This window comes from Streptomyces griseobrunneus (assembly GCF_046713465.1).
GTDB lineage: Bacteria > Actinomycetota > Actinomycetes > Streptomycetales > Streptomycetaceae > Streptomyces > Streptomyces microflavus.
Genome location: NZ_CP177080.1, coordinates 6536583 through 6561182 on the forward strand (window position 1 = coordinate 6536583; position 24600 = coordinate 6561182).

Consider the following 24600-nt stretch of genomic DNA (forward strand, 5'->3'; position numbering starts at 1 on the left):
ACTGCTAGTTTTCGGAGGGCCGCGGCCGACCCCCGCCCCTCCGCTCACCGTGCGAGCCGCCGGAGGCACCCTCATGTCCAGCACCGAGTCCGCGAAGCCGTCGAAGCTCCCGCCGTTTGACGCCACCGACCCCCTCGGCATCGACGATCTGCTCGGCCCCGACGACCTCGCGATCCGCGACACCGTCCGCACCTGGGCCACCGACCGGGTCCTGCCGCACATCGCCGAGTGGTACGAGAAGGGGGAGCTGCCGGGCATCCGGGAGCTGGCCCGGGAGCTGGGCGCGCTGGGCGCGCTGGGCATGTCCCTCGACGGGTACGGCTGCGCCGGGGCGAGCGCCGTCCAGTACGGGCTCGCCTGCCTGGAGCTGGAGGCCGCCGACTCCGGGATCCGTTCGCTCGTCTCCGTACAGGGTTCGCTCGCCATGTACGCGATCCACCGCTTCGGCTCCGAGGAGCAGAAGCAGCGGTGGCTGCCCGGCATGGCGGCGGGCGAGATCATCGGCTGCTTCGGGCTGACCGAGCCGGACCACGGCTCCGACCCGGCCGGGATGCGGACGTACGCCAAACGCGACGGCGCGGACTGGGTGCTCACCGGCCGCAAGATGTGGATCACCAACGGCTCGGTCGCCGGGGTCGCCGTCGTCTGGGCGCAGACCGACGAGGGCGACGAGGGCCGGGGCATCCGAGGCTTCGTCGTACCGACCGACACCCCCGGCTTCTCCGCGCCGGAGATCCACCACAAGTGGTCGCTGCGGGCCTCGGTCACCAGCGAACTGGTCATGGACGGCGTCCGGCTCCCCGCCGACGCGGTGCTTCCGGACGCGCGGGGGCTGCGCGGCCCGCTCAGCTGTCTGAGCCACGCGCGGTACGGGATCGTCTGGGGCGCCATGGGCGCGGCGCGGGCCAGCTTCGAGTCGGCCCTCGACTACGCGAGGACCCGGGAACAGTTCGGCCGGCCGATCGGCGGCTTCCAGCTCACGCAGGCCAAGCTGGCGGACATGGCGCTCGAACTGCACAAGGGCATTCTGCTCGCCCACCACCTGGGCAGCCGCATGGACGCGGGACGGCTCCGCCCCGAGCAGGTCAGCTTCGGCAAGCTCAACAACGTGCGGGAGGCGATCGAGATCTGCCGTACCTCGCGCACGATCCTCGGTGCCAACGGGATCTCACTGGAGTACCCGGTGATGCGGCACGCGACGAATCTGGAGTCGGTGCTCACGTACGAGGGCACCGTGGAGATGCACCAGCTGGTGCTGGGCAAGGCGCTCACCGGTCTCGACGCCTTCCGGTGACCACGGCCCGCCCCGGGGGACGCGCCGACCGGAGGCGCTGACCGGAACTTTCCGGCGAGCGCCCTGCTCAGCTCTGGTTGAAGAATCCGCCGGCCTTGCGGCCGGCGGATTCCCCGGCGACCACCTGGGTGTCGGCCGGGGAGAGCAGGAAGACCCGGGTGGCCACCCGGTCGATCGAACCGCGCAGGCCGAAGATCAGCCCGGCGGCGAAGTCCACCACGCGCTTTGCGTCGGCGGGGTCCATGGCCGTGAGGTTGACGATCACCGGGACACCGTCCCGGAACAGCTCACCGATGGCCCGTGCGTCCCGGAAGCTGTCCGGGGTCACCGTGGCGATCCGGCGGTCCTGCTGCTCGGCCGTCTCGGCGGCCACCTGCACCCGCGGGTCGGTGACCCAGGCCTGGTTGCCCGTGCCCGTCTCCGTACCCTCGGCGTACTCGTCGTCGTAGTACCGCTCGTCGTTGTCCTCTACGAGGCCCAGCCACGCACTCGCCTTGCGCACCGATCCCATGGACGCCTCCTCTCAACCGCGGTTCCTTGGTGTTCCGCATCTCTTTCGTATCCCTATGGTCGTCCATGATGCGGATACCGCGCCAAGTGGATAGTCGCCGCGCAGGTGATTCGTGACGGTACTGGTGCAGAACATGTGGCGGTTCGTCAAGGTTCCTCCTGCATAAGGCCGGTCCCGATGGGAAAATATGATGCGCCGGTCCGTACGGGTGACATGGGGGACGTACGGGTGAACGGATCGCCCGATACGATGCACGGCGCTCAGGTGCGCGAGCGGCGCGCACCGGCTGGAACGGCTCGCGGGGGATCGTCGTGTTCGGAATCGTGAGGCCCTGTACCCATCGGCTCTCCGAAGGTCTGCGGACCGAGTGGATGGCCCATCTCTGCGGTCTCTGCCTGGCCCTGAGGGCGGATCACGGGCAGTTCGCCCGGATTGTCACCAACTATGACGGTCTGATCGTCTCCGTCCTGACGGAGGCTCAGACGGGGACCACCCCGGCCGGCCGGCGCACCGCTGGGCCGTGCCCGCTGCGCGCCATGCGGACCGCCCCGGTCGCCAAGGGGGAGGGGGCCAGGCTCGCCGCCGCCGTCTCGCTCGTCCTCGCCTCGGCCAAGGTGCGCGACCACGTCGCCGACCGGGACGGGCTGTTGGCCCGCCGGCCGGTCGCGGCGGCCGCGCGGCGGGTGGCGGCGGGTTGGGACCGGGCGGGCGCCCGTACGGGGGCGGCGCTCGGCTTCGACACCGCCCTCCTGGTCGACGCGGTCGACCGGCAGACCGGCATCGAGACCCTCGCGGGGTCCGGCACCCCGCTGCTGACGGTCACCGAACCCACCGAGACCGCCACCGCGGCGGCCTTCGCCCACACCGCCGTCCTCGCCGGGAAGCCGCAGAACGCCGCCCCGCTCGCGGAGGCCGGACGCCTCTTCGGGCGGCTCGCGCATCTGCTGGACGCCGTGGAGGACCGGGAAGCTGACGCCGCGTCGGGTGCCTGGAACCCGCTCACCGTGACCGGCACCCCGCTGACCGAGGCGCGCCGGCTCTGCGACGACGCGCTGCACGGCATACGGCTCGCACTGCGTGAGGCGGAGTTCACCGACGGCAAGCTCGTCCATGTGCTGCTCGCCCATGAGCTGCGGCGCTCGGTCGACCGGGCCTTCGCCACGTCGTCCTGCTCGCACACGGGGCTCGAGGTGCCGCAGGGCTCCTTCGGGCCGCCCCCCGGCAACCCGTACGGTCCGATGCCGGGCAACCCGTACGGTCCGACGCCCGGCGGTCCGGCCGCCCCGCCCCCGCCCCGGCCGCCGCGCGACCGGCGCGGGCTGATCGCCGGGTGCCTGGTGTGGGCCGGGCTCGCCTGCACCTGCCAGATGTGCTGCGGCAGCTTCGAGGACCCCTGGAGCCGGGAGCGGCGGGAAGGGCTGTGCAACAGCTGCGGCGACTGCTGCGAGGCGTGCGACTGCTGCGGCCAGTGCGGCGAGGGCTGCTGCTGTTGCGGCGACTCCTGCGGGTGCGACTGCTGAGGCCGCAGGAGTCACCGGCGCCGGGCTACTTCGGCGTGGGACCCTTCAGCTCGGGCGGTGAGATCTGCGACGTCTCGATCGCGGACTCGGTGGTGCCCCACTTCTTCAGGATCCGGTCGTAGGTCCCGTCCTTCTTGAGCTGGTTGACCGCCGCCTGGAAGGCCGGGGTCAGCGGGCTGCCCTTCTTGAAGGCGAAGCCCACGTCGAGCCGCTTGAACTCGTTGAGGAAGCGCAGCCCCTCCTGCTGGGTCACCGCGTAGCGCAGTCCGTTGATGGTGGACATGTTCACGTCGGTACGGCCCTGCTTGAGGGAGAGCCAGACCGCCGCCGGGTCGGCGTACGTCTTCACCTCGTAGGGCTTCTTGCCCTTCTCCGCGCACCGGGGCAGGTTCTCCTGAAGTGCGACCTCGAAGGTGGTGCCCGCACCCGTGGACACGTTCAGGCCGCACAGGTCGGTGAGGTCGGTGACCTCCTTCAGCTTGCTGTCCTCGCGGACGGCGAAGCCCTGGCCGTCGTTGATGTACGTCACGAAGTCGATCGTCTTGCGGCGTACGTCGGTGACGCCGAAGTTCCCCGTCCCCAGGTCGTACTTCCCGCTCCCGAGCGCCGGCAGGATCGCCTCGAAGGACGCCACCTCACGCTTCAGCTCCACCCCCAGTACCTTGGCCGCCGCGTCCGCGAAGTCGATGTCCGCGCCGGACAGCGTGGTGCCGTCCGCCTCGTAGAAGGCTCCCGGCGGGGAGCCGGTGGCGGCCGCGATCCGCAGGGTGCCGGCCTTGCGGACCTCCTCGGGCAGCAGCTCCGCCACGGCGTCGACCTTCTTCACCGAGGACACCACGTCGGTGGTCGGGGTCTTCCCCTTGGCCTCGCCCTTGGCGGTGCTCGCCCCGGGCTCCGCCGGGTCCGCGCAGCCGGTCAGGGTCAGCGCTGCGACGGTGATCAAGGCGAAAAGGGCACTGTGGCGCGATCTGGACATGGCTCTGTTTTCTCCGGGTTCGTCAAGGTATGCCGACCGGCCCCGGGCCCGGAAGGGCGCGGAGCGGCGACGGGAGGTTCAGCTGTGCGCGGGAAGGTACGGCGAAGCGAGGGGGAGGGCGACGCGGTGTGGTGGAGGTGAAGTCACGCGAGGAACGGTGCTCGAACGCCTTCAGAGCAGGCGTGAGCAGGGAAAACCGGACAGCAGAGGGTCAGCTCAACAGGAAGAGGACCACACTCGACCGAAGTCGATGTGGGAGCGGGTGACCAGCCACTGCTGCGAATACATGGGGCCAGTGGAACAGGCATCCGGGTGCGCGTCAACTGACGTGAGACATACAGCTCAGAGTGTGGACAGGCTTGACAACGCGCCGTGTTCACCGCTTATCTCGGAGGCGGATCGGCGCTGAGGGGCCCGGTCCGTGTGGTTCATGGTGTGAAGGTACGCCCCGTGTTCGATCTCAGCATCCACGGAGCCCTCGCATGCCCCCGCAGACCGATCTGCTGCCCCCCTCGTCCTCCGCGCCACCACCCGTCAAGCACGACGGTGACGGTGCGGTCCCCCGCATCGTCCCCGTACGCCGAACGGGCCGCTGGACAGCGGCTGTTGCCGTCCTGGTCCTCCTCGCGCTGGCGCTGAGCTCGGTCATCCGCAACGAGGCCTTCGAGTGGGACGTGGTCGTCTCCTACTTCGCCACCGCCTCCGTCCTGCGCGGCCTCTGGCTCACCCTGTGGCTCACCGCGGTCGTCATGGTGCTCGGCTTCGCCCTCGGGGCGCTCCTCGCCGTCCTGCGACTCTCCGGCAACCCCGTTCTGCAGGCGGTCAGTTGGGGCTACGTCTGGCTGTTCAGGTCCACCCCGATCCTGGTCCAGCTGCTGTTCTGGTTCAACATCGGCGCCCTGTACCCGCAGATCCTCGGCGTCTCCACGGTCACCCTCATGGGCCCGGTCACCATCGCCGTCGTCGGACTGACCCTGCACGAGGCCGCGTACGCCGCCGAGGTCGTCCGGGGCGGCATCCTCTCCGTCGAACGCGGCCAGGTGGAGGCCGCCCAGTCCCTGGGGCTCGGGCCCTGGCGGCGGTTCCGGCGGATCGTGCTGCCGCAGGCGATGCGCTCCATCGTCCCGCCGGCCGGGAACATGCTGATCGGCACGCTCAAGGGCACCTCGATCGTCAGCATCATCGCCGTGCAGGACCTGCTCTACTCCGTCCAGCTCGTCTACCACCGCACGTACCAGGTCATCCCGCTGCTGCTCGTCGCCACCCTCTGGTACGCCGGGGTCACCTCCCTGCTGAGCATCGGCCAGCGCTATGTGGAGCGCTACTACGCCCGCGGCACGGCGGGTGCGCGATGAGCGCCGCACCCACCCTCGTGGTGATCGGGGGCGGGCCGCGCGGCACCGGGGTCGTCGAGCGCATCGCCGCCAACGCCCGTGAGCTGTACGGGGACCTGCCCCTGGACATCCACATCGTCGACCCCTACCCGGCGGGTGGCGGACGGATCTGGCGGCCGGACCAGTCGCCGCTGCTCTGGATGAACTCCATGGCCGAGGACGTCACCATGTTCACCGACGAGACGGTGGAGCTGGCCGGACCGGTCGTGGCGGGACCCGCGCTGCACGCGTGGGCCGAGGACGTTCGCGCCGGGCGTGTCACCCCCGATGCCGAGCCCGCCGTACTGGCGGAGATACGGGGCCTGACCGGCCAGGACTTCCCCAGCCGGCGGCTCCAGAGCGCCTATCTGCGCTGGACCTACGACCGTGCGCTGGCGGCCCTGCCGCCCGGGATCACCGTGCACGAGCACCGCACCACCGCCATCGCCGTCACCGGACCGCGCGGCTCCCGCCAGCGCGTACGGCTGCGGGACCGCGCCGAACCGCTCCTCGCCGACCTCGTCGTCCTGACCGTGGGCCACCTCAACGCCGAACAGGATCCGGAACAGGCCGAGTTGAGCGACTTCGCGGCGCGGCACGGGCTGATCCACCTGCCGCCCGACTTCACCGCCGACACCGACCTCACCGCGCTGCCCGCCGGTGAACCGGTCATCGTCCGGGGCTTCGGCCTCGCCTTCATCGACCTGATGGTCCTGCTCACCGAGGGGCGCGGCGGACGCCACGAGAACGACGTCTACCTTCCCTCGGGCCAGGAGCCCGTGCTGTACGTGGGATCCCGGCGCGGGGTCCCGTACCACTCGAAGATCGGCTACACCTGGACCGGCGAACGCCCGCCCCTGCCGCGCTACTTGAACCCCGCCTGGGCCGACGAGCTGCTGAGCCGCCCCGGCCCGCTCGACTTCCGGCGCGATGTGTGGCCGCTGGTCGGCAAGGAGCTCGGCCACGCCCACTACCACCGGCTGTTCACCGCCCACCCCGAGCGCACCGCACTGGACCCCGAGGTCTTCGACGCGAAGTACGCAGCCGCCGACCCCGGCAGCCCCGAACTGGCCGACCTCGTCGCCGGTGCCGTACCCGACCCCGCCGACCGGCTCGACCTGGACGCGCTCGACCGGCCGCTGGACGGCGTGACGTACGAGAGCGCCGAGGCGCTCCAGGAAGGGCTGCGCGACTACATAACCGCCGACCTGACACGTCGTCACGACCCGGACCGCAGCACGGACCTCGCGGTCTTCCTCGGGCTGCTCTCCGCCTACGCCCAGCTCATCCGGCTCGGCGACATCGGCAACTGGTGGCACGGCTTCTTCAGCTACCTCGCATCGGGCCCGCCCGGCCCCCGCCTGGAGCAGCTCCTCGCCCTCTCCCGGGCCGGCGTCGTCCGCTTCCTCGGCGCCTCCGTCGCCGTGGAGGCCGACGAGGAGCACGGCGTCTTCCGGGCGAGCGGCGCCACCGTCCCCGGCGAGCACATCGAGGCCCGAGCCCTGGTCGAGGCCCGCCTGCCGGACCCCTCGCTCCGCCACACCGCCAGCCCGCTGCTGCGCACCCTGTACGAGGGCGGGGCCGCCGTCACCGACACGGGCCTGCTCTCCGTGGACCCGGGCGACAGCCGCATCGTCGACCGCGAGGGCCGGCCGCACCCGCGCCGCTTCGCGCTCGGCCCGTTCACCACGGCACGCAACAGCGGCGCCTTCACCCGCCCCCGCACCGGCGGACCCGCGTTCCGGCAGAACGACGCCACCGCCCGAGCCGCCCTCAGCTACCTGCGCGACCTCTCCTGTAGCGACCGAATCGCCTCCTGAGCGCGCCGCACCCGCGCTCCTGCCCGTACCACCGCCACCCGCGCTCCTGCCCGGACCACGGCCACCACTGCGTCCAAGGAACTCCGCCATGTCGCTGACCAGCGATCCACCCATCGATCAACCCGCCGGGGTCCCCGACGGCCCGCCCCCCGGAAAAGCCGCCGACCCCGGCACCGACTACGGAGAGCTGACCGTCGTCCCGGCCCGCCACCCCTGGCGCTGGGTCGCCGTCGCCGTGACCGCGGTCCTGGTCGCCCAGTTCATCAACGGGCTGGTCACCAACCCCGGCTGGGAGTGGGACGTCTTCGCGCAGTTCTTCACCGCGCCGGTCATCCTCAAGGCCGTCTGGCTCACCCTTCAGCTGACCTTCTACGGCACGGTCCTCGGCTTCGCGCTCGGCATCGTGCTGGCGTTCATGCGGCTGTCGGCCAGCCCGTTCCTGCGGACGGTCGCGTACGGCTACATCTGGGCGTTCCGCTCCATCCCGCTCATCGTGCAGCTGCTGTTCTGGTTCAACCTCGCCTACCTCTACCGGGAGTTGCAGTTCGGCATCCCGTTCGGGCCGGGCTTCTTCACCTTCGACACGATGAACCTGGTCGGCGCGGTGAGCGCGGCCGTCCTGGGCCTCGCGCTGCACCAGGCGGCCTACGCGGCGGAGATCGTCCGCGGTGGCGTACTGGCCGTCGGCGGCGGCCAGTTGGAGGCGGCGGCCGCCCTCGGCATACCCAAGCTCCGGCAGCTGCGCCGGATCGTGCTCCCGCAGGCGATGCGCTCCATCCTGCCCAACGCGGCCAACGAGATCATCTCGCTGTTCAAGGGCACCTCGATCGTCTCCGTCATGGCGATCGGCGAGCTCTTCTACCAGGTCCAGGTCGTCTACGGCCGCAGCGGCCGGGTCGTTCCGCTGCTGATGGTCGCCACCGCCTGGTACATCCTCCTGACCACCGCCCTCTCGGTCATCCAGTACTACGTCGAACGCCACTACTCCAAGGGGGCCGTGCGATGAGCGCACCCAGCGAAGCCATGGTCGAGATCCGCTCCGTACACAAGAACTTCGGCTCCCTCGAAGTGCTGCGCGGCATCGATCTGTCGGTGCGGCCCGGCGAGGTGACGGTCATCCTCGGCCCCTCCGGCTCCGGCAAGTCCACCCTCCTGCGCACCATCAACCACCTGGAGAAGGTCGACCAGGGCTGGATCAGCGTCGACGGCACCCTCGTCGGCTACCGCAGGGACGGCAACAAGCTCTACGAGCTCCGCGAGCGCGAGGTGCTGCGCCAGCGCACCAAGATCGGCTTCGTCTTCCAGAACTTCAACCTCTTCCCGCACCTCACGGTGGTGGAGAACATCATCGAGGCGCCCGTCTCCGCGCTGCGCCGCCCCCGCAAGGAGGCCGTCGAGGCGGCGGAGAAGCTGCTCGCCCGGGTCGGGCTCGCCGACAAGGCGACCGCCTATCCGGCCCAGCTCTCCGGCGGTCAGCAGCAGCGCGTCGCCATCGCCCGCGCCCTGGCGCTGGAGCCCAAGCTCCTGCTCTTCGACGAGCCGACCTCCGCACTCGACCCGGAGCTCGTCGGTGAAGTCCTCGACGTCATCAAGGACCTGGCGCACGGCGGCACCACGATGATCGTCGTCACCCATGAGATCGGCTTCGCCCGTGAGGTCGCCGACACCGTCGTCTTCATGGACGAGGGCCGGATCGTCGAGCAGGGCCCGCCCGCCGACGTACTGGACCACCCCACCCAGGAGCGCACCCGTGCGTTCCTCTCCAAGGTTCTCTGAACCGCCTTTCATGTCCCCTTCATCCGCGTCATTCGCATCACTCGCAAGGAGTACGTACGTGTCCGTCCGCCGCAGCATCACCCTCGCCATCGCCACGCTCACCGCCACCGGACTGCTCACCGCCTGCGGCAACCCCGACGCCTCCACCGATGTGGCCGCGTCCAAGGACAAGAAGGACACCGGCCTCAACACCGGTCCCGACCAGGACCGCCTCAGAGGCAAGAAGGTGGACGCCGTCGCAGGCCTCGTCCCCGAGGCGATCCGCGAGCGCGGCACGCTGAAGATCGGGGCCAGCGCGGACGCCGTGCCGCCGCTGGGCTTCTACGCCACCGACGACAAGACCCGGATCGGCTCCGAGATCGACCTCGCCACCCTCGTCGCCGACACCCTCGGCCTGAAGCCGGAGTTCGAGCAGGTCTCCTGGGAGAACCTCTTCGTCGGCCTGGACAGCTCCAAGTTCGACGCGGTCCTCTCCAACGTCACCGTGACCGAGGAGCGCAAGGAGAAGTACGACTTCGCCACCTACCGGCTCGACAACATCGCGTTCGAGGCCAAGAAGGGCTCCGGCTGGAAGGTGAACGGTCCCGCCGACGTCGCCGGCAAGACGATCTCGGTCTCCTCCGGCACCAACCAGGAGAAGATCCTCGTCGAGTGGAGCGAGGAGAACGTCAAGGCCGGGCGGAAGCCGGTGGAGATCAAGTACTTCCAGAAGGAGAACGACTACTACCTGCCGCTCCAGTCGGGCCGCATCGACGCCCACCTCGGCCCGAGCCCGTCCGCCGCGTACCACGTGGCGACGGCCGGCCAGAGCGAGATCGCCGGACAGATCTCCGGGGCCGGCGGCGACCTCCAGGGCAAGATCGCCGCGACCACCAAGAAGGACAGCGGCCTGGTCAAGGCGTACGCCGCCGCGATCGACCACATCATCGAGGACGGCTCGTACGGCAAGGTCCTCCAGCGCTGGGGGCTGACCGGCGAGGCCGTGGAGAAGTCGGAGATCAACCCGCCCGGCCTGCCCAAGACCAAGAGCTGACCCACCGGGCACCCCTCGCAGGACCGGCAGCAGGCCGGTCCTGCGAGGCCCGGCAGGTCTCCCTCTACGGGGCCTCGCACCGCCGATGACCACGACCGCCCCGCGAGGCCCCCGCCCGACCGTCGACCCGAGAGGTCCCGCAATGTCCGCCCGTACCCCCCTCCACCTGGCCGCCGAGATCGGCGGCCCGCCCCACTACGACGCCGGGCACTACCTCCGCCTCGCCCGGCTCGCCGAAGGCGGTGCCCTCGACTACGTCACCCTCGGCGACTCCTTCGCCCGCCCCGGGCTCGACGCGCTCGCGGTCCTCGCCCGCGTCGCGCCCGCCACCGACCGCATCGGCCTCGTCCCGACCGTCACCACCACCCACACCGAGCCCTTCCACGTCTCCTCGGCCGTCGCCTCCCTGGACTGGGTCAGCAACGGCCGGGCCGGCTGGCACGCCGACGTCTCGACCACCGAGGCGGAGGCCCGGCTCTTCGGCAGACGTTCCGCCGCCCCGCCCGCCGCCCTGTGGCAGGAGGCCGGAGAGGTGGCCGACGTCTCCGCGCGGCTCTGGGACAGCTGGGAGGACGACGCGGAGATCCGGGACACCGCGACCGGACGCTTCATCGACCGGGACAAGCTGCACTACGTCGACTTCGAGGGCTCCACCTTCACGGTGCGGGGCCCCGCGATCGTGCCGCGCCCGCCCCAGGGCAGGCCCGTCACCGTCATCGACGCGACCAGCGCCCCGGCCAGGGCGGCGGCGGCCCGGCACGCCGACGTCGTCCACATCCGGGCCACCACTCCCGAGCAGGCCGCCGCGGTCCGGGACGACCTGCGCGCCGGGGCGGCCGCCCACGGGCGCGACCCCGACGCACTGCGGGTCCTGGTCGCGCTGACGGTCGACCTCGGGGACGTCGAGACGGCACCGGAACCCGGCCTGGAGAGCGGACCGCAACTCGCCGGGCGGGGCACCTACTTCCGGGGCGGACCGGTCGACCTCGCCGACCTCATCGCCCAGTGGCACCGGGCGGGTGCCGCCGACGGCTTCCACCTCACGCCCATCACCCCGGAGCGCGACCTCGAAAGGATCGTCAACGACACCGTGGCCCTCCTCCAGCACCGCAGCCTCTTCCGCACCTTCCACCCCGGCGGAACCCTGCGCGAACACCTGGGGCTCGTCCGCCCCGCCAGCCGCTACGCGACCGCCAAGGCCGCGGCGGCCCCGTCGGCTTCGTCGAAGGAGGCCTGACCGTGCCCCGCACCATGCATCTGGCCGCACACTTCCCGGGCGTCAACGCCACCACCGTGTGGGCCGACCCCCGCTCCCGCAGCCAGATCGACTTCTCCTCCTTCGTGCATCTGGCCCGGACGGCGGAGCGCGGCAAGTTCGACTTCTTCTTCCTCGCCGAGGGGCTGCGGCTGCGTGAGCACAACGGCCGCGTCCACGACCTCGACGTGGTCGGCAGGCCCGAGTCGCTGACCGTGCTGAACGCGCTGGCCGCCGTCACCGAACGGCTCGGCCTCGCCGCCACCGTGAACGCCACCTTCAACGAGCCCTACGAGCTGGCCCGCCGGCTCGCCACCCTCGACCACCTCAGCGACGGGCGCGCCGCCTGGAACGTGGTGACCTCCTCCGACGCCTTCACCGGGGAGAACTTCCGCCGGGGCGGCTACCTGGACCGCGCCGACCGCTACAACCGGGCCGCCGAGTTCGTCGCCACCGCCCGGGAGCTGTGGGACTCCTGGACCCCGGACGGCGAGTCGCGGCCCTTCGCACACGACGGGGAGCAGTTCACGATCTCCGGCGAGTTCACCGTGCCGCGCTCCCCGCAGGGCCACCCGGTGGTGATCCAGGCCGGGGACTCCAGCGAGGGCCGGGAGTTCGCCGCCTCCGCCGCCGACATCATCTTCACCCGGCACGGCACCCTGGAGGCGGGCCGCGACTTCTACGCCGACGTCAAGGCGCGGCTCGCGGCGTACGGGCGGCAGCCCGACGACCTCAAGATCATGCCCGGGGTCACCGTGGTGGTCGGCGACACCGACGCCGAGGCGCAGGAGCAGGCGTACGAGATCCGCCGCCAGCAGGTCTCCCCGCAGAACGCGATCCTCGCCGCCGAGCAGCTCTGGGGCCTCGACCTCTCCGCGTACGACCCCGACGGGCCGCTCCCCGAGATCGACCCCGTCACCGACTCCGGCCTCGTCAAGGGGAGGGTCCTGCACGGGGACCCGTTCGCCGTCGTCGCCCGCTGGCGCGAGATCGCCGCGGCCAAGGGGCTCTCGCTGCGGCAGACGGTCATCGAGACGACCACCCGGCAGTCGTTCATCGGCTCCGCGCAGACCGTGGCCGCGGAGCTCACCGCGTTCGTCGACGAGCGGGCGGCCGACGGGTTCATCCTCGTACCGCATCTCACCCCCGGCGGCCTGGACGACTTCGTCGACCGGGTCGTCCCGCTCCTCCAGGAGAGCGGAGCATTCCGCTCCGAATACTCCGGCTCCACGCTGCGGTCGCACCTCGGCCTGGCGGAGCCGGTGTGGAAAGGTTGACCGCATGAGCACGGACGCACAGCAGCACCAGCAGGCCGGTGGGCCGGATGCCGCACAGGACTGGCAGCGGTGGCACGAGGAGCGGGTCCTCGCGGTCGCGGCCCCCTACGGCCCCCTCTCGCTGACCGGAACCCACTGGCTCTCCGACTACCCGGAAGGGCGAATTCCGGCCGTCCCGGGGCAGTGGCGCGAGGATGGCGACGAGGTGGTGCTGACCGCCACCGCCGAGGACGGCCTCGTTGTCGACGGCAAGCCGCTGACCGGCGAGGTCCGGCTCTCCGCGGACCGCGGCCCCATCGACGACTCCCGGGTGGCGCAGGGGGAGCGGCGGCTGGTGGTGCTCCGGCGCGAAGGGCTCTGGGCGGTACGGGACTTCGACCCGGATTCACCCTCCCGGCACGCCTTCTCGGCCATCGACGCGACCCCGTACGACCCGCGCTGGTCGCTGGCCGGGACCTACCGCCCGTACGCCGAGGAGCGGGCCGTGCGGGTCCCCAACGCGGACGGGGTCGAGCGGGGTCTCGGGCTCGGCGGGGAGATCGCCTTCACGGTGGACGGGGACGAGCACACGCTCCAGGTCGCGGTCGAGCCGGACGGCTCGCTCTGGGCCGTCTTCGCCGACGCCACCAGCGGGAACGGCAGCTACCGCTTCCGTTTCCTGCGCCCCGGCGCACCCGCCGGTGACGGCAGCGTGCACATCGACTTCAACCGCGCCCTGCTGCCGCCGTGCGCCTTCGCCGATCACTTCATCTGCCCCTTCCCGCCCCCGGGCAACTCCCTCACCGTGCCGGTCCCGGCGGGGGAGCGGAACCGCCTGGACGCCTGAACCGCGCGAACCTCCCGGCCCCGGCAGCCCGACGGCTGCCGGGGCCGGTGTGCGTGGGGCGCGCGTGGCCGAAAGACATGCTTGCGCCGCCTGTACGGACCCCTCGATACTCCCGTCAGCGATTGTCAGGGGCACGGCAACTCCGGAATCCGGACAGGCCCTCGACTGCGCCTCACGGGCCCGCCACCCCACAGGAGGGCCCCCGATTCCCCTCGGAGGAACCCGAAGTGAGGATCAAGCGCACCAACCCCCGCCGCAACCAGGCGAGACGCGTCCGTACCACGGCCGTCCTCGCCGGACTCGCCGCTGTCGCGGCGTTCACCGTTCCCACCGCCAGTGCCGAACCCACCGGCACGTTCAGCGCCACCCAGCTGACCTCCGCGAGCGACGCCGTACTCGGCGCCGACATCGCGGGCACCGCCTGGAACGTCGACCCGAAGACCAACCGCCTCCTCGTCACCGTGGACAGCACGGTCACGCAGGCGGAGATCGCTCAGATCAAGAAGTCGGCCGGCGCCAACGCCTCCGCCCTCAAGATCGAGCGCACGCCCGGGAAGTTCACCAAGCTGATCTCCGGCGGCGACGCGATCTACTCCAGCACCGGACGCTGCTCGCTGGGCTTCAACGTCCGCAGCGGCAGCACCTACTACTTCCTGACCGCCGGTCACTGCACCGACGGCGCGACCACCTGGTGGGCGAACTCCGCCCGCACCACGGTGCTCGGCACGACTTCCGGCTCCAGCTTCCCGAACAACGACTACGGCATCGTGCGCTACACGAACACCACCATCGCCAAGGACGGCACGGTCGGCAGCCAGGACATCACCAGCGCCGCCAACGCCACCAACGGGATGGCCGTCACCCGCCGCGGCTCCACCACCGGCACCCACAGCGGATCGGTCACCGGCCTCAACGCCACCGTCAACTACGGCGGCGGCGACGTCGTCTACGGCATGATCCGCACCAACGTGTGCGCCGAGCCCGGCGACTCCGGCGGCCCGCTCTACTCCGGCACCCGGGCGATCGGTCTCACCTCCGGCGGCAGCGGCAACTGCTCCTCCGGCGGTACGACCTTCTTCCAGCCGGTCGTCGAGGCCCTGAACGCGTACGGCGTCAGCGTCTACTGACAGGCGCACCGGGTCGTCCGGCCGGCGCACCGGGTCACCCTCCGGCGCACCGGATCCACCCGGCCGACGTAGCGGCCACGCCCGGAGCTGTCCGTACATACGAGCCCCCGTCCGGAATTCCGGACGGGGGCTCCCGCACGCCCCCCGGCTCTTGAGAGGATGTCGCCACGACCGGTCGCACGGGTAGCGCCGACACCAGGGGGTTCCAGGTCCGTGAATCGCATCGGAATCACCGGTCACCGGTCCATCCCCGACGGGGCCCAGGCCCATGTGCTCGCCGCTCTGCGCGCGGCCCTGTGCGGACTCGACGGCGCCACGCAGGCGCTCTCCAGCCTGGCGGTCGGCGCGGACCAGCTCTTCGCCGACCTCGCCCTCACCTGTGGTGCCGAGCTGACGGTGGTGATCCCCAGCGGCGACTACGAGGCCTGCTTCGAGAACGCCGTCGACCTGGCCCGCTACCGGCTGCTCAAGTCCCGCGCCGCCCGGGAGATCCGGCTGGACTTCCCGCACTCCACCGACGAGGCCTACTACGCGGCGGGCGCCTACATCGCCGACCACTGCGACCGGCTGCTGGCCGTCTGGGACGGCCGCCCGGCCCGGGGCCTCGGCGGCACGGGCGACATCGTGACGTACGCCCGGACGCTGGGCCGCCCGGTCACCGTCATCTGGCGGGACGGGGTGGAGCGGGGCTGAGCCGGAGGGAAGGGCGCGTCAGGTGCGGTGCCGCACCAGCCAGTCGGTGTGCTCCGGCGAGACGATCCGCTCGGTCTCGAAGACCGCCACCGGCCACTGCCGCTCGGTGAGCGTGGTCTCCATCGCCGCCTGCATCGACTCCAGGTCGTCCTCCACCAGGGAGTGCGCCGAGATCAGCGGGTGGTGGCGGCGCAGCTCGTTCCAGGCGAGGCAGGCCGCACCGGCCGCGGACAGCACCCCGGTCAGCCCGAGGGAGCGCCCCACGCCGAAGGTCTGCAGCACGCTCAGCGCCAGCGCCGGCAGGGTCAGCGCGACGATCGCCCCGGACCAGACGAGCGCGCCGCGCCGGGAGACCAGCCGCCGTCTGCGGTACCACCGACGCTGCTCGATCAGCCGGTCCCGTACATAGGTCTCCTTGCGTACGGTGAAGGCCCTGTCCCGTAACTCCCGCATGGATTCCGTGATGACCGCGCCGTCGGCGTCCGTCATCGCCTCGCGCGGATCGGCCCAGCCCACCTTGCGCAGTTCCTGAAGCCCTTCCTCCAGCCGGTTGGCGAAGAGCGCCTCGGGGTGCGGAGCCGCGGTCTCGAAGGGCGAACCGTGGACCGCGTACCGCCAGCAGAGGGACTTGATGAACTCCGCTGCGGAGCGGTTGAGTTGCCAGTGCGACTTTGCTTTGCGGCGGGAGGAGAGGTACGTCGTGAACAGGACACCCAGGTACGCCAACACGGCGGTGCCGTAGAGGAGTTGCACCGCGAGGGTCTCCTCGGCGTGCCACGGGAGCGCCGCGGGCACCGTGCCCGCCACGAGCAGCGCCAGCTGGACGCGGGTGGTGTTCACTGCCTCGCGCTGGCGGGCCACCGCGACGGCGTCCGTGCGGTGGAAGAGCGCGGGCAGGTCGGCGTTCCTGAAGACCATGCTCTGGAGAGGTCCGGGAATCGCCGTCATGTTCACTCCCGTATCCCACGTAGTCGGGGTTCCGTTGTCGGAATGAAAGATTCCGAACCATTTGGAGCAGTCCCGTATGTCACTCGGCTTACGAGGGTGCGACACGAGTTGCACACCTAGGTCATGAGAGTAAAGTCGTGCCGCCAGGCACTGCAATGGTGCAACTGCCGGTGTTGTCCCCCTGACCGGAAACGAGCCCCCCTAGGACGGCCGTGAAGACCTACGAATCATCCCCTGCCTTCGCTGATGCGAAGAAGAGCCGTGTGCCGCTCGCCAAGATCGACATTTCCGGTGGCTCCGCTGCCCGGAAGCTTGCGCGAGTGATCCCCACGGCCGCCGGTCGCCCCCCTCGGATTTCCACCTTCAACTCGGCTCTCTGAGGCGCCCGCACCGTCGGATTCCGGTGCGGAACGCTGCACTAGACTGGTGGAATGACAGGACCCGCGGTCCCATTCCGCGAAATCGTTCTGAAGGTTCACAGCAGGTGCGATCTGGCCTGCGACCATTGTTATGTCTACGAACATGCTGATCAGAGCTGGCGAACCCGGCCCAAGACAATCTCTGACCATGTTGTTTCCCGGACGGCTCAACGCCTGGCGGAGCACGCCAGGACCCACGCCCTGCCCTCCGTGTCAGTGATCCTGCACGGAGGGGAGCCACTGCTGGCAGGACCGGCCCGACTGCGCCGCGTCTGCGAGGAGTTCTCCTCGGCCCTCGCGGGCATCGCCGAACTGGATCTGCGCATCCACACCAACGGCCTCCAGCTGAGCCCCCGCTATCTCGACCTGTTCGACGAGTTCGACGTCAAGGTGGGCATCTCCCTCGACGGCGACCGCGCCGCCAACGACCGCCATCGCCGCTACGCCGACGGGCGCAGCAGCCACCCCCTGGTCCTCAAGGCCGTGGAACTGCTCCGCCAGGAGCGCTACCGCCACCTCGATCTCGGCCTCCTGTGCACGATCGACATCGCCAACGACCCGGTCGCGGTCCTCGACGCGCTCACCGAACTCGCCCCGCCGCTCATCGACTTCCTCCTCCCGCACGCCACCTGGGACGAGCCGCCGCCGCGCCCGGACGGATCCCCCACCGCGTACGCCGAGTGGCTCCTCACCATCTTCGACCGCTGGCAGGAGCAGGGGCGGCCGGTGCCGGTCCGCCTCTTCTCCTCGGTGCTCTCCACCCTGGGCGGCGGCCCCAGCCTCACCGAGTCCCTCGGGCTCGCCCCCACGGACCTGGTCGTCGTCGAGACCGACGGGCAGCTGGAGCAGGTGGACTCCCTCAAGAGCGCCTACGAGGGCGCCGCGGCCACCGGATTCGATGTCTTCACCCACAGCTTCGACGAGGTCGCGGCGCACCCCGGGGTCCGGGCCCGCCAGCTCGGCCTGGCCGGCGTCAGCGAGACCTGCCGCCGCTGCCCCGTCGTACGGTCGTGCGGCGGCGGGCTCTACACCCACCGGTACCGCTCACCGGGCGGCTTCGACAACCCCTCCGTCTACTGCGCCGATCTGGCCGCGCTGATCCGGGGCATCGAGGAGAGGACGGCCGCCGCCACCGAGTCGCCCGCCGTCAGTGACCCGTACGAACTGCTCGCCGCCCAGCAGGATCTGACCCGCACCCTGCTCGCCGTCCTCCACGACAGCCTCGACGGCAGCGGCGGGGAGGTCTGGGAGACGGCCTGGGCGCTGGCCGCCGAGGTCGAGAGCGACCCGGCCGGGCAGGCGGGGATCGACCGGGTCCTCGCCCACCCCTACACCCGCACCTGGCTGCTCGGCACCCTCGAAGCGGTACGGGCCGGCCGGCCGGTGCAGGGCCCCCCGGTGGAGCGGCTCGCCGCCTCGGTGGCCGCCGCAGCCGTGCACGCCGGGCTCGGCCTGGCCGTCCCGGTCGTCCACCGCGACGGCCGCCTCTTCCTGCCCACCCTCGGAGCGGTCCGGGTCGGCGGGCCGGGGGAGCAGGGCACGGCTCTGGTGCGCGCCGACGGCGAGGGGTTCGCCGTCCACACCCAGGGGGGCGTGCTGCACATCGCGCGCGGCGCGGGGGAGGGGCCGCACTGGCAGCCCGTACGCCGCCTCGGGGCGGCCGGGGGGCTCGGCCCCGAACCCGTACGCGTACTGGACGATCTCGATCCGTACCGCACCTGCTTCGACACGCCCGCCGCCGGCCGGCTCGGACCGCAGGCCGCCGACGCCTGGTCCGCCGCCCTCGCCCAGGCCTGGGAGCTGCTGGCGGACACCGTCCCGGACCAGGCGGCCGAGGCGACCGCCGTACTCACCACGCTCACCCCGCTCACCCCGCTCGCCGCGGGAGAGGCGGCCCAGGTGGGGCGCCACGGGTACGGAGCGCTCGGCATCGCGGCCGGGAGCGATGCCCACGAACTGGCCCCGGCGCTGCTGCGCGGGTTCCGCCGGGCGAAACTGCGGGCGCTGGCCGAGGTCACGGACCTGTACGCCTCGGACGGTTCCTGGGATCATCGGATGCCCTGGCAGGAGGAGCCCGTTCCGTTCTCCCGGCTGCTGTCGGAGACCTATGAACGGGTCGGGCTCGGCCTCTTCGCACCACGGTTCCTCGCCGGGGTACCGCAAGCGCTCGACATGATCGAAGAAGCGGCCGAAGCGACCGTCGACGGAAAGCAATTGCTCGCCGGGATGCGCAAAGAGATCAACGGTACACACGGGACATCCGGGAGGAACGGTTGCAAGACCGATACGGAGCGCGCCGCAGTGCGGTGAACACGGGCACGGTTGACTGAAAAATAGCGTTCAATGACCGAACGGCAGGGGGGTGGAGTGCAGTCCGCTCCGGAATGATGAATTCGCTCGCATTCCTTTCCCAATCCTCGGATGCGAGTGCTCACACAGGACGGGGGTCGTGTGCACGCATCGACGCAGCAGCGAGCGGCGGACCATCGGCCGTACTTCTTTCTGAGTTACGCGCACACTCCGGGATACGGCAGCGGAACCGACCCCGATATGTGGGTCGAACGGCTTTTCCGTGACCTGTGCGGTCATGTGATGGCCATGACCGATCTCCCCGCAGGCGCTTCCGCGGGCTTCATGGACCGCGAGATACGCTCCGGAGAGGGCTGGTCGGAGCGGCTCGGCGAGACCCTCGCCACCTGCCGGGTCTTCGTCCCGCTGTTCTCGCCGCGCTACTTCGCCAGTGAGATGTGCGGCAAGGAGTGGCACGCCTTCGAACAGCGCGCCATCCACCACCGGGCCCGCTCGAACCAGCCCGCCGAGGCGATCGTCCCGGCCCTGTGGGTACCGGTCCCGCCGAGCCAACTCCCGGGATCCGCCGAGCGGTTACAGTTCAACCACCGCGACTTCGGGGAGCGGTACGTCACCGACGGCCTCTACGGCCTCATCAAGCTCAGACTCTTCGCCCAGGAATACGAACGGGCCGTCTACGAACTGGCCAAACGCATCGTCCGCGTCGCCGACACCGTCCGTATCGACACCGGCAGGCCCGTCGACTACCGCCTCGCACCCAGCGCCTTCGGCTCCGTGAGCAGCGGGGTCGGCGCCCCCCGGCCGATGCAGATCACCATCGCCGCACCCACCCGCCACGACCTGCCCGACGGGCGCAACAGCGACTACTACGGCGACCACCCGCAGGACTGGAACCCCTACCACCCGGCCGCCGCCCGCCCCCTGGCCTATGTCGCCGAGGAGCTGGTGCGCTCGCTCAACTACCAGGCCCGCATCACCTCGTTCGACGAGGAATCCGGCAGACCCGAGGGCAAGGCGCCGCCCAGCACCCCCGAGATCCTCCTCGTCGACCGCTGGGCCCTCCAGGACGAGGACCGCCGGCGCAGACTCGCCGCCTTCGACGCCGAGAACCGGCCCTGGGTGACCATGGTCGTGCCGTGGAGCCGCGAGGACCATCAGAGCCGGGCGGCCGAGGCCGAACTGACCGAGAAGCTCGAAGCGACCATGCCGGCCAAGATGCGCCACGGCCGGACCTTCTGCCGCGCCGCCGCCAGAGGGGTGCCGACGATGGAGGCGTTCGGCCAGATCCTGCCCCAGGTCGTCGAGGTGGCCGCCCAGCAGTATCTGAAGCACGCGACGGCCTACCCGCCGGTCACCGGCGGTGGACACGGCGAACGGACACGGCTCACGGGCCCCATGGGCAGCACCAGCTACACACCGGACCCGCACGACCCTGCGACGGAAGCGGAGGACCTATGAGTGCCGGTCGTGACGGGCGCATCGTCACCTTCTACTCGTACAAGGGCGGTACGGGGCGCACCATGGCCCTGGCCAACACCGCCTGGATCCTCGCCGCCAACGGCAAACGGGTCCTGGCCGTCGACTGGGACCTGGAGGCACCCGGACTCCACCGGTTCTTCCACCCCTTCCTCGAACCCGCCACCCTCGGCGCCACCACCGGCGTGATCGACCTGATCACCGAGTACGCCTGGGCCGCGACCAGCCCCGCCGAGCGCGCGGAGGACTGGCACCGCGACTACGCCCGCATCCAGCCGCACGCCGTCTCGCTGACCCCGGAGGCGCTCGGCTGGGAGTTCCCGCAGGGCGGCACCCTCGACTTCGTCTCCGCCGGACGGCAGAACCGCGAGTACTCCGCGACCGTATCCACCTTCGACTGGGACAACTTCTACGACCGGCTCGGCGGCGGCCACTTCTTCGACGCGCTGCGCGAGGACATGAAGGCCAACTACGACTACGTCCTCATCGACAGCCGGACCGGCCTCAGCGACATCGCCGACATCTGCACCGTCCACCTCCCCGACGTCCTCGTCGACTGCTTCACCCTCAGCGACCAGTCCATCGACGGCGCCGCCTCCGTCGCCCGCCAGATCGCCGAGCGCTACACCGGCCGCCCCATCTCCATCTTCCCCGTCCCGATGCGCATCGACGAGGGCGAGAAGGAGAAGGCGGACGCCGGACGGGCGCTGGCCCGGCTCAAGTTCGACCGGCTGCCCCGCGACCTGTCCGGCGACGAACTCACCGCCTACTGGGGCGCGGTGGAGATCCCCTACCGCCCCTACTACGCCTACGAGGAGACGCTCGCCACCTTCGGCGACGAGGCAGGCCTCACCAACTCCCTCCTCTCCGCCTTCGAACGGCTCACCGCGGTCATCACCGGCCGCGAGATCACTTCGATGCCCCCGGTCGGCGAAGAGGTACGCCTGCGGATCCGCGACGCCTTCACCCGGCGCAGGCCCGCCCTGCCCGCCGACCTCTTCCTCAGCTATGTGGCGGAGAACCGGATGTGGGCCGACTGGATCGAATCGGTCCTCACCCGGGCCGGCTTCCGCGTCGTCCCGCGCGACGTCTCCGCCGAGCGGACCGAGCGGGAACCGGCGGCGCTCAACGCCGAGACCGCCGCCCGTACCGTGGTGCTGCTCTCCAGCGCCTACCTCAAGTCCCAGCGCGCGGTCGACCTGTGGGAGCGGGCGGTCGCCGAGGACCCGGGCGGCGGCCGGCGCCAGCTGCTGCCGCTGCGCGTCGGGGACGTACGCCTGTCCGCCCCGTACATCGACCGCAACCCGGTCGACCTCTTCCGGCTGGACGAGGTGCACGCCACCACCGCCCTGATGCGCGCCCTGGACCGGCCGGTGCAGCCGGCCGACGGGGTCTCGCCCGGGCCGCGCTTCCCCGGCACCGTCCCCAGGATCTGGAACGTACCGCCCCGCAACCCGGGGTTCACCGGCCGCTCCCTCGTCCTGGAGCGGATGCGCGACCAGCTCGGCGGCGGCATGGCCGTCGTCCTGCCGCAGCCCCAGACCCTGTACGGACTCGGTGGCGTCGGCAAGACCCAGGTCGCCCTGGAGTACGTGCACCGCTTCATGGCCGACTACGACCTGGTCTGGTGGATATCGTCCGAGCAGGGCGACGACGTGGTCGCCGCGCTCGCCGAACTCGCCGTCCGGCTCGGCGCCCAGGGCGGCGAGGACATGGCGGCCGCGTCCCAGGAGGCCGTCGACCTGCTGCGGCGCGGGGTGCCCTCGGACCGCTGGCTGCTGGTCTTCGACAACGCCGACGACCCCGAGACGCTGCGCCGCCACTTCCCGCAGGGCGGCTCCGGCCACATCCTGGTGACCTCGCGCAACCAGAGCTGGTCCCAGCACGGGGACGCGCTCCCCGTCGACGTCTTCCTCCGGGAGGAGTCGATCGAGCACCTCCAGCGCCGGGCCCCGGGGCTGAGCGACGAGGACGCCGACCAGGTGGCCACCGCCGTGGGCGACCTGCCGCTCGCCGTCGAGCAGGCGGCGGCCTGGATCGCGGAGACCGCCACCCCCATCGACACCTACCTCGAACAGCTCGGCCGGCAGGCGCCCCAGGTCCTCGCCCTCAACCAGCCGGTCGGCTACCCGGAACCGGTCGCCGCGACCTGGAACATCTCCATCGCCCGGCTCAAGGAACGCTCGCCCGCTGCGGTGCGCCTCCTCCAGCTCTGCGCCTTCTTCGCCCCCGAGCCGATCTCTGCCAACCTCCTCTACAGCAAGGAGATGATCGAGGCGCTGAAGCCGTACGACTCCTCGCTCCAGGAGAAGCTGGTGCTGGGCCGGGTCATCCGGGAGATCGGCCGGTTCGCCCTCGCCAAGGTCGACCAGGTCTCCAACTCCATCCAGGTGCACCGCCTCGTCCAGGCGGTGATCAAGGCCCAGCTCACCGAGGAGGAGCAGCGCGAGGCACGGCACGTCGTCCACCGCATCCTGGCCGGCGCCCGGCCCGACGACGACGAGCCGATCGACAACCCGGAGACCTGGCCGCGCTTCGCCGCGATCTGGCCGCACCTGGGCCCCTCCGACGCCCGCCACTGCAAGGAGCCGGAGACCCGCAGGCTCCTCATCGACCGGGTCCGCTACCTGTGGAAGCGCGGGGACGTCAGGACCGCGGGGTCGCTGGGGGAGGAGCTGCGGCAGACCTGGCTGGAGATGCTGGGCGAGCGCGACCTGCAGTACCTCTACCTCTGCTTCCACCTCTCCAACATCCTGCGCACCCGCGGGCGGTACGTGGAGGCCAAGGAGCTCGACGAGTTCACCCTGCGCCGGCAGCAGGAGGTGCTCGGCGCCGAGCACCCGCACACGTACATGACCACCAGCAGCCTGGCGATCGACCTGGGGCTGCTCGGGGACTACGGCCGGGCGATCGAGCTGGCCACCGAGGCCCACGACGGCTTCAGCCAGATCTTCCACGACTCGCACCCCAGGACCCTGGCGGCCGCCAACAACCTGGCCCTGAACCTGCGCAGCATCGGCCAGTACGCCCGGGCCCGCGAGATCGACCAGGACGTCTACGACCGGCGCACCGAGGTGCTCGGCCCGAAGCACCCCTACTCCCTCTCCTCCGCCATGAACCTGGCCCGAGACCTGCGGGAGGTGGGGCGGTACGAGGACTCCGTGGGCCTCCTCAGCCGTACCTACGAGAGCTTCAAGGAGACGCTCGGCCGCACCTACCCGACGACGCTGAGCGCGGCCAAGAGCCTGGCGGTGTCGCTGCGGCGGGCCGGCCGGTTCGAGGACGCCCACCGGCTGACGGTCGCCACCCGCGCCCGGTACCGGGCGAAGTACACCTCCGCCAACCCCGATTCGCTGGCCTGCGACCTCAACCTGGCGGCCGACCTGTTCGCCGCGGGGGAGGCGGTCGAGGCCAGGGACACCGCCCAGGAGGTGGTGGACCAGTACATGAAGGTGCCGGGGGAGAAGCACCCGTACACCCTGGCGGCCCAGAACAACCTGGGCGTCTACCTCTCGGGGACCGGGGAGGCGGAGCGGTCGGAGAAGATCCTGCAGCTGGTGGTGGCCTCGATGCGGGAGCGGTTCGGCCGGGAACACCCGAACACGCTCTTCTGCGTCATGAACCTGGCCAACGCCACGGCGGACCGCGGCGATCTGCCCCTGGTGCTGGAGACGGAGCAGCGGCTGGCGACGCAGCTGAGGGTGGCGCTGGGGGCCCACCACCCCGAGACCCTGGCGATGATCTCGAACATGGCCGTCACGCTGGACGCGATGGGGCGCGAGGAGGAGGCGGCGCAGCTGCGGGCCGAGCTGCTGGGCGAGCTGTCCCGGCAGCTCGGTGACGCGCACCCGCTGACGCAGATCGCCCGCGACGAGCGGCGCTTCCGGCGCGAGCTGGAACCGCTGGCGGTGTGAGACCGGCCGGGCCGGTCACGGCGGGCCCCGGTGGGTTCGGTCGGCCCGGTGG

19 protein-coding genes are annotated in these 24600 nt (G+C 71.1%); 16 read left to right on the forward strand and 3 right to left on the reverse strand.

The features are described 5' to 3' along the window. Nucleotides 1–73 precede the first annotated feature (73 nt). The gene (locus tag ACK8N7_RS29765) at nt 74–1294 is read left to right on the forward strand and encodes an acyl-CoA dehydrogenase family protein (protein WP_500444548.1); all 1221 of its coding nucleotides are present in this window, start codon (nt 74–76) and stop codon (nt 1292–1294) included. A 67-nt stretch (nt 1295–1361) separates the two neighbouring features. On the opposite strand, the gene ACK8N7_RS29770 is transcribed toward ACK8N7_RS29765, so the two are convergent. Beyond that, nucleotides 1362–1805, reverse strand: a complete 444-nt coding sequence (locus tag ACK8N7_RS29770; RefSeq protein WP_355292971.1) for a cell division protein SepF — start codon at nt 1803–1805, stop codon at nt 1362–1364. A 311-nt stretch (nt 1806–2116) separates the two neighbouring features. Here ACK8N7_RS29770 and ACK8N7_RS29775 point away from each other — a divergent pair, with 311 nt between their 5' ends. Then, on the forward strand, nt 2117–3325 hold the full coding sequence (locus tag ACK8N7_RS29775; protein ID WP_500444549.1) for a DUF5685 family protein: 1209 nt from the start codon (nt 2117–2119) through the stop codon (nt 3323–3325). A gap of 25 nt (nt 3326–3350) precedes the next feature. Here ACK8N7_RS29775 and ACK8N7_RS29780 read toward each other — a convergent pair whose 3' ends face one another. Continuing rightward, nucleotides 3351–4301: an ABC transporter substrate-binding protein gene (locus ACK8N7_RS29780; protein WP_500444550.1), complete on the reverse strand. Its 951-nt coding sequence runs from the start codon at nt 4299–4301 to the stop codon at nt 3351–3353. A gap of 482 nt (nt 4302–4783) precedes the next feature. On the opposite strand from ACK8N7_RS29780, the gene ACK8N7_RS29785 reads away from it, so the two are divergent. From ACK8N7_RS29785 to ACK8N7_RS29830, 10 genes are all read left to right on the forward strand, one after another. Next, entirely contained in the window at nt 4784–5656 is an 873-nt protein-coding gene (locus tag ACK8N7_RS29785) for an amino acid ABC transporter permease (protein WP_403211718.1), read from the forward strand. After that, complete coding sequence (locus ACK8N7_RS29790) at nt 5653–7494, forward strand: FAD/NAD(P)-binding protein (protein WP_500444551.1); 1842 nt, start codon at nt 5653–5655, stop codon at nt 7492–7494. The genes ACK8N7_RS29785 and ACK8N7_RS29790 overlap by 4 nt, the downstream gene beginning before the upstream one ends. 88 nt (nt 7495–7582) lie before the next feature. Further along, the gene (locus tag ACK8N7_RS29795; RefSeq protein ID WP_403211722.1) at nt 7583–8500 is read left to right on the forward strand and encodes an amino acid ABC transporter permease; all 918 of its coding nucleotides are present in this window, start codon (nt 7583–7585) and stop codon (nt 8498–8500) included. Nucleotides 8501–8517: 17 nt separating this feature from the next. Further along, nucleotides 8518–9270, forward strand: a complete 753-nt coding sequence (locus ACK8N7_RS29800) for an amino acid ABC transporter ATP-binding protein (RefSeq protein ID WP_032758278.1) — start codon at nt 8518–8520, stop codon at nt 9268–9270. A gap of 58 nt (nt 9271–9328) precedes the next feature. Then, nucleotides 9329–10303: an ABC transporter substrate-binding protein gene (locus ACK8N7_RS29805; protein WP_500444552.1), complete on the forward strand. Its 975-nt coding sequence runs from the start codon at nt 9329–9331 to the stop codon at nt 10301–10303. 142 nt (nt 10304–10445) lie between these two features. Further along, the gene (locus tag ACK8N7_RS29810; protein ID WP_500444553.1) at nt 10446–11540 is read left to right on the forward strand and encodes an LLM class flavin-dependent oxidoreductase; all 1095 of its coding nucleotides are present in this window, start codon (nt 10446–10448) and stop codon (nt 11538–11540) included. A 14-nt stretch (nt 11541–11554) separates the two neighbouring features. Beyond that, entirely contained in the window at nt 11555–12835 is a 1281-nt protein-coding gene (locus ACK8N7_RS29815) for an NtaA/DmoA family FMN-dependent monooxygenase (RefSeq protein ID WP_403212249.1), read from the forward strand. Nucleotides 12836–12839: 4 nt separating this feature from the next. Beyond that, nucleotides 12840–13661 carry a DUF1684 domain-containing protein gene (locus ACK8N7_RS29820; RefSeq protein ID WP_403211728.1) on the forward strand — a complete coding sequence of 274 codons (822 nt, stop codon included), beginning with the start codon at nt 12840–12842 and terminating at the stop codon, nt 13659–13661. 227 nt (nt 13662–13888) lie between these two features. Beyond that, nucleotides 13889–14788 carry a S1 family peptidase gene (locus ACK8N7_RS29825; RefSeq protein ID WP_403211730.1) on the forward strand — a complete coding sequence of 300 codons (900 nt, stop codon included), beginning with the start codon at nt 13889–13891 and terminating at the stop codon, nt 14786–14788. Nucleotides 14789–15001: 213 nt separating this feature from the next. Then, complete coding sequence (locus ACK8N7_RS29830) at nt 15002–15481, forward strand: hypothetical protein (protein ID WP_403211732.1); 480 nt, start codon at nt 15002–15004, stop codon at nt 15479–15481. Nucleotides 15482–15499: 18 nt separating this feature from the next. On the opposite strand, the gene ACK8N7_RS29835 is transcribed toward ACK8N7_RS29830, so the two are convergent. Continuing rightward, entirely contained in the window at nt 15500–16429 is a 930-nt protein-coding gene (locus ACK8N7_RS29835; RefSeq protein ID WP_403211734.1) for a DUF4231 domain-containing protein, read from the reverse strand. A 263-nt stretch (nt 16430–16692) separates the two neighbouring features. Between ACK8N7_RS29835 and fxsA the strand changes: the two genes are divergently transcribed. From fxsA to fxsT, 4 genes are all read left to right on the forward strand, one after another. Further along, nucleotides 16693–16809, forward strand: a complete 117-nt coding sequence (fxsA, locus tag ACK8N7_RS29840; protein ID WP_099127303.1) for an FxSxx-COOH cyclophane-containing RiPP peptide — start codon at nt 16693–16695, stop codon at nt 16807–16809. 51 nt (nt 16810–16860) lie between these two features. Further along, entirely contained in the window at nt 16861–19158 is a 2298-nt protein-coding gene (fxsBH, locus tag ACK8N7_RS29845) for a radical SAM/SPASM protein FxsBH, inactivated beta-hydroxylase extension form (protein ID WP_500444554.1), read from the forward strand. Nucleotides 19159–19269: 111 nt separating this feature from the next. Continuing rightward, nucleotides 19270–20616, forward strand: a complete 1347-nt coding sequence (gene fsxC / locus ACK8N7_RS29850; RefSeq protein WP_158819164.1) for an FxsC protein — start codon at nt 19270–19272, stop codon at nt 20614–20616. Further along, nucleotides 20613–24548, forward strand: a complete 3936-nt coding sequence (fxsT, locus tag ACK8N7_RS29855) for an FxSxx-COOH system tetratricopeptide repeat protein (protein ID WP_500444555.1) — start codon at nt 20613–20615, stop codon at nt 24546–24548. Before fsxC ends, fxsT begins: the two co-directional genes overlap by 4 nt. Nucleotides 24549–24600: the final 52 nt, after the last annotated feature.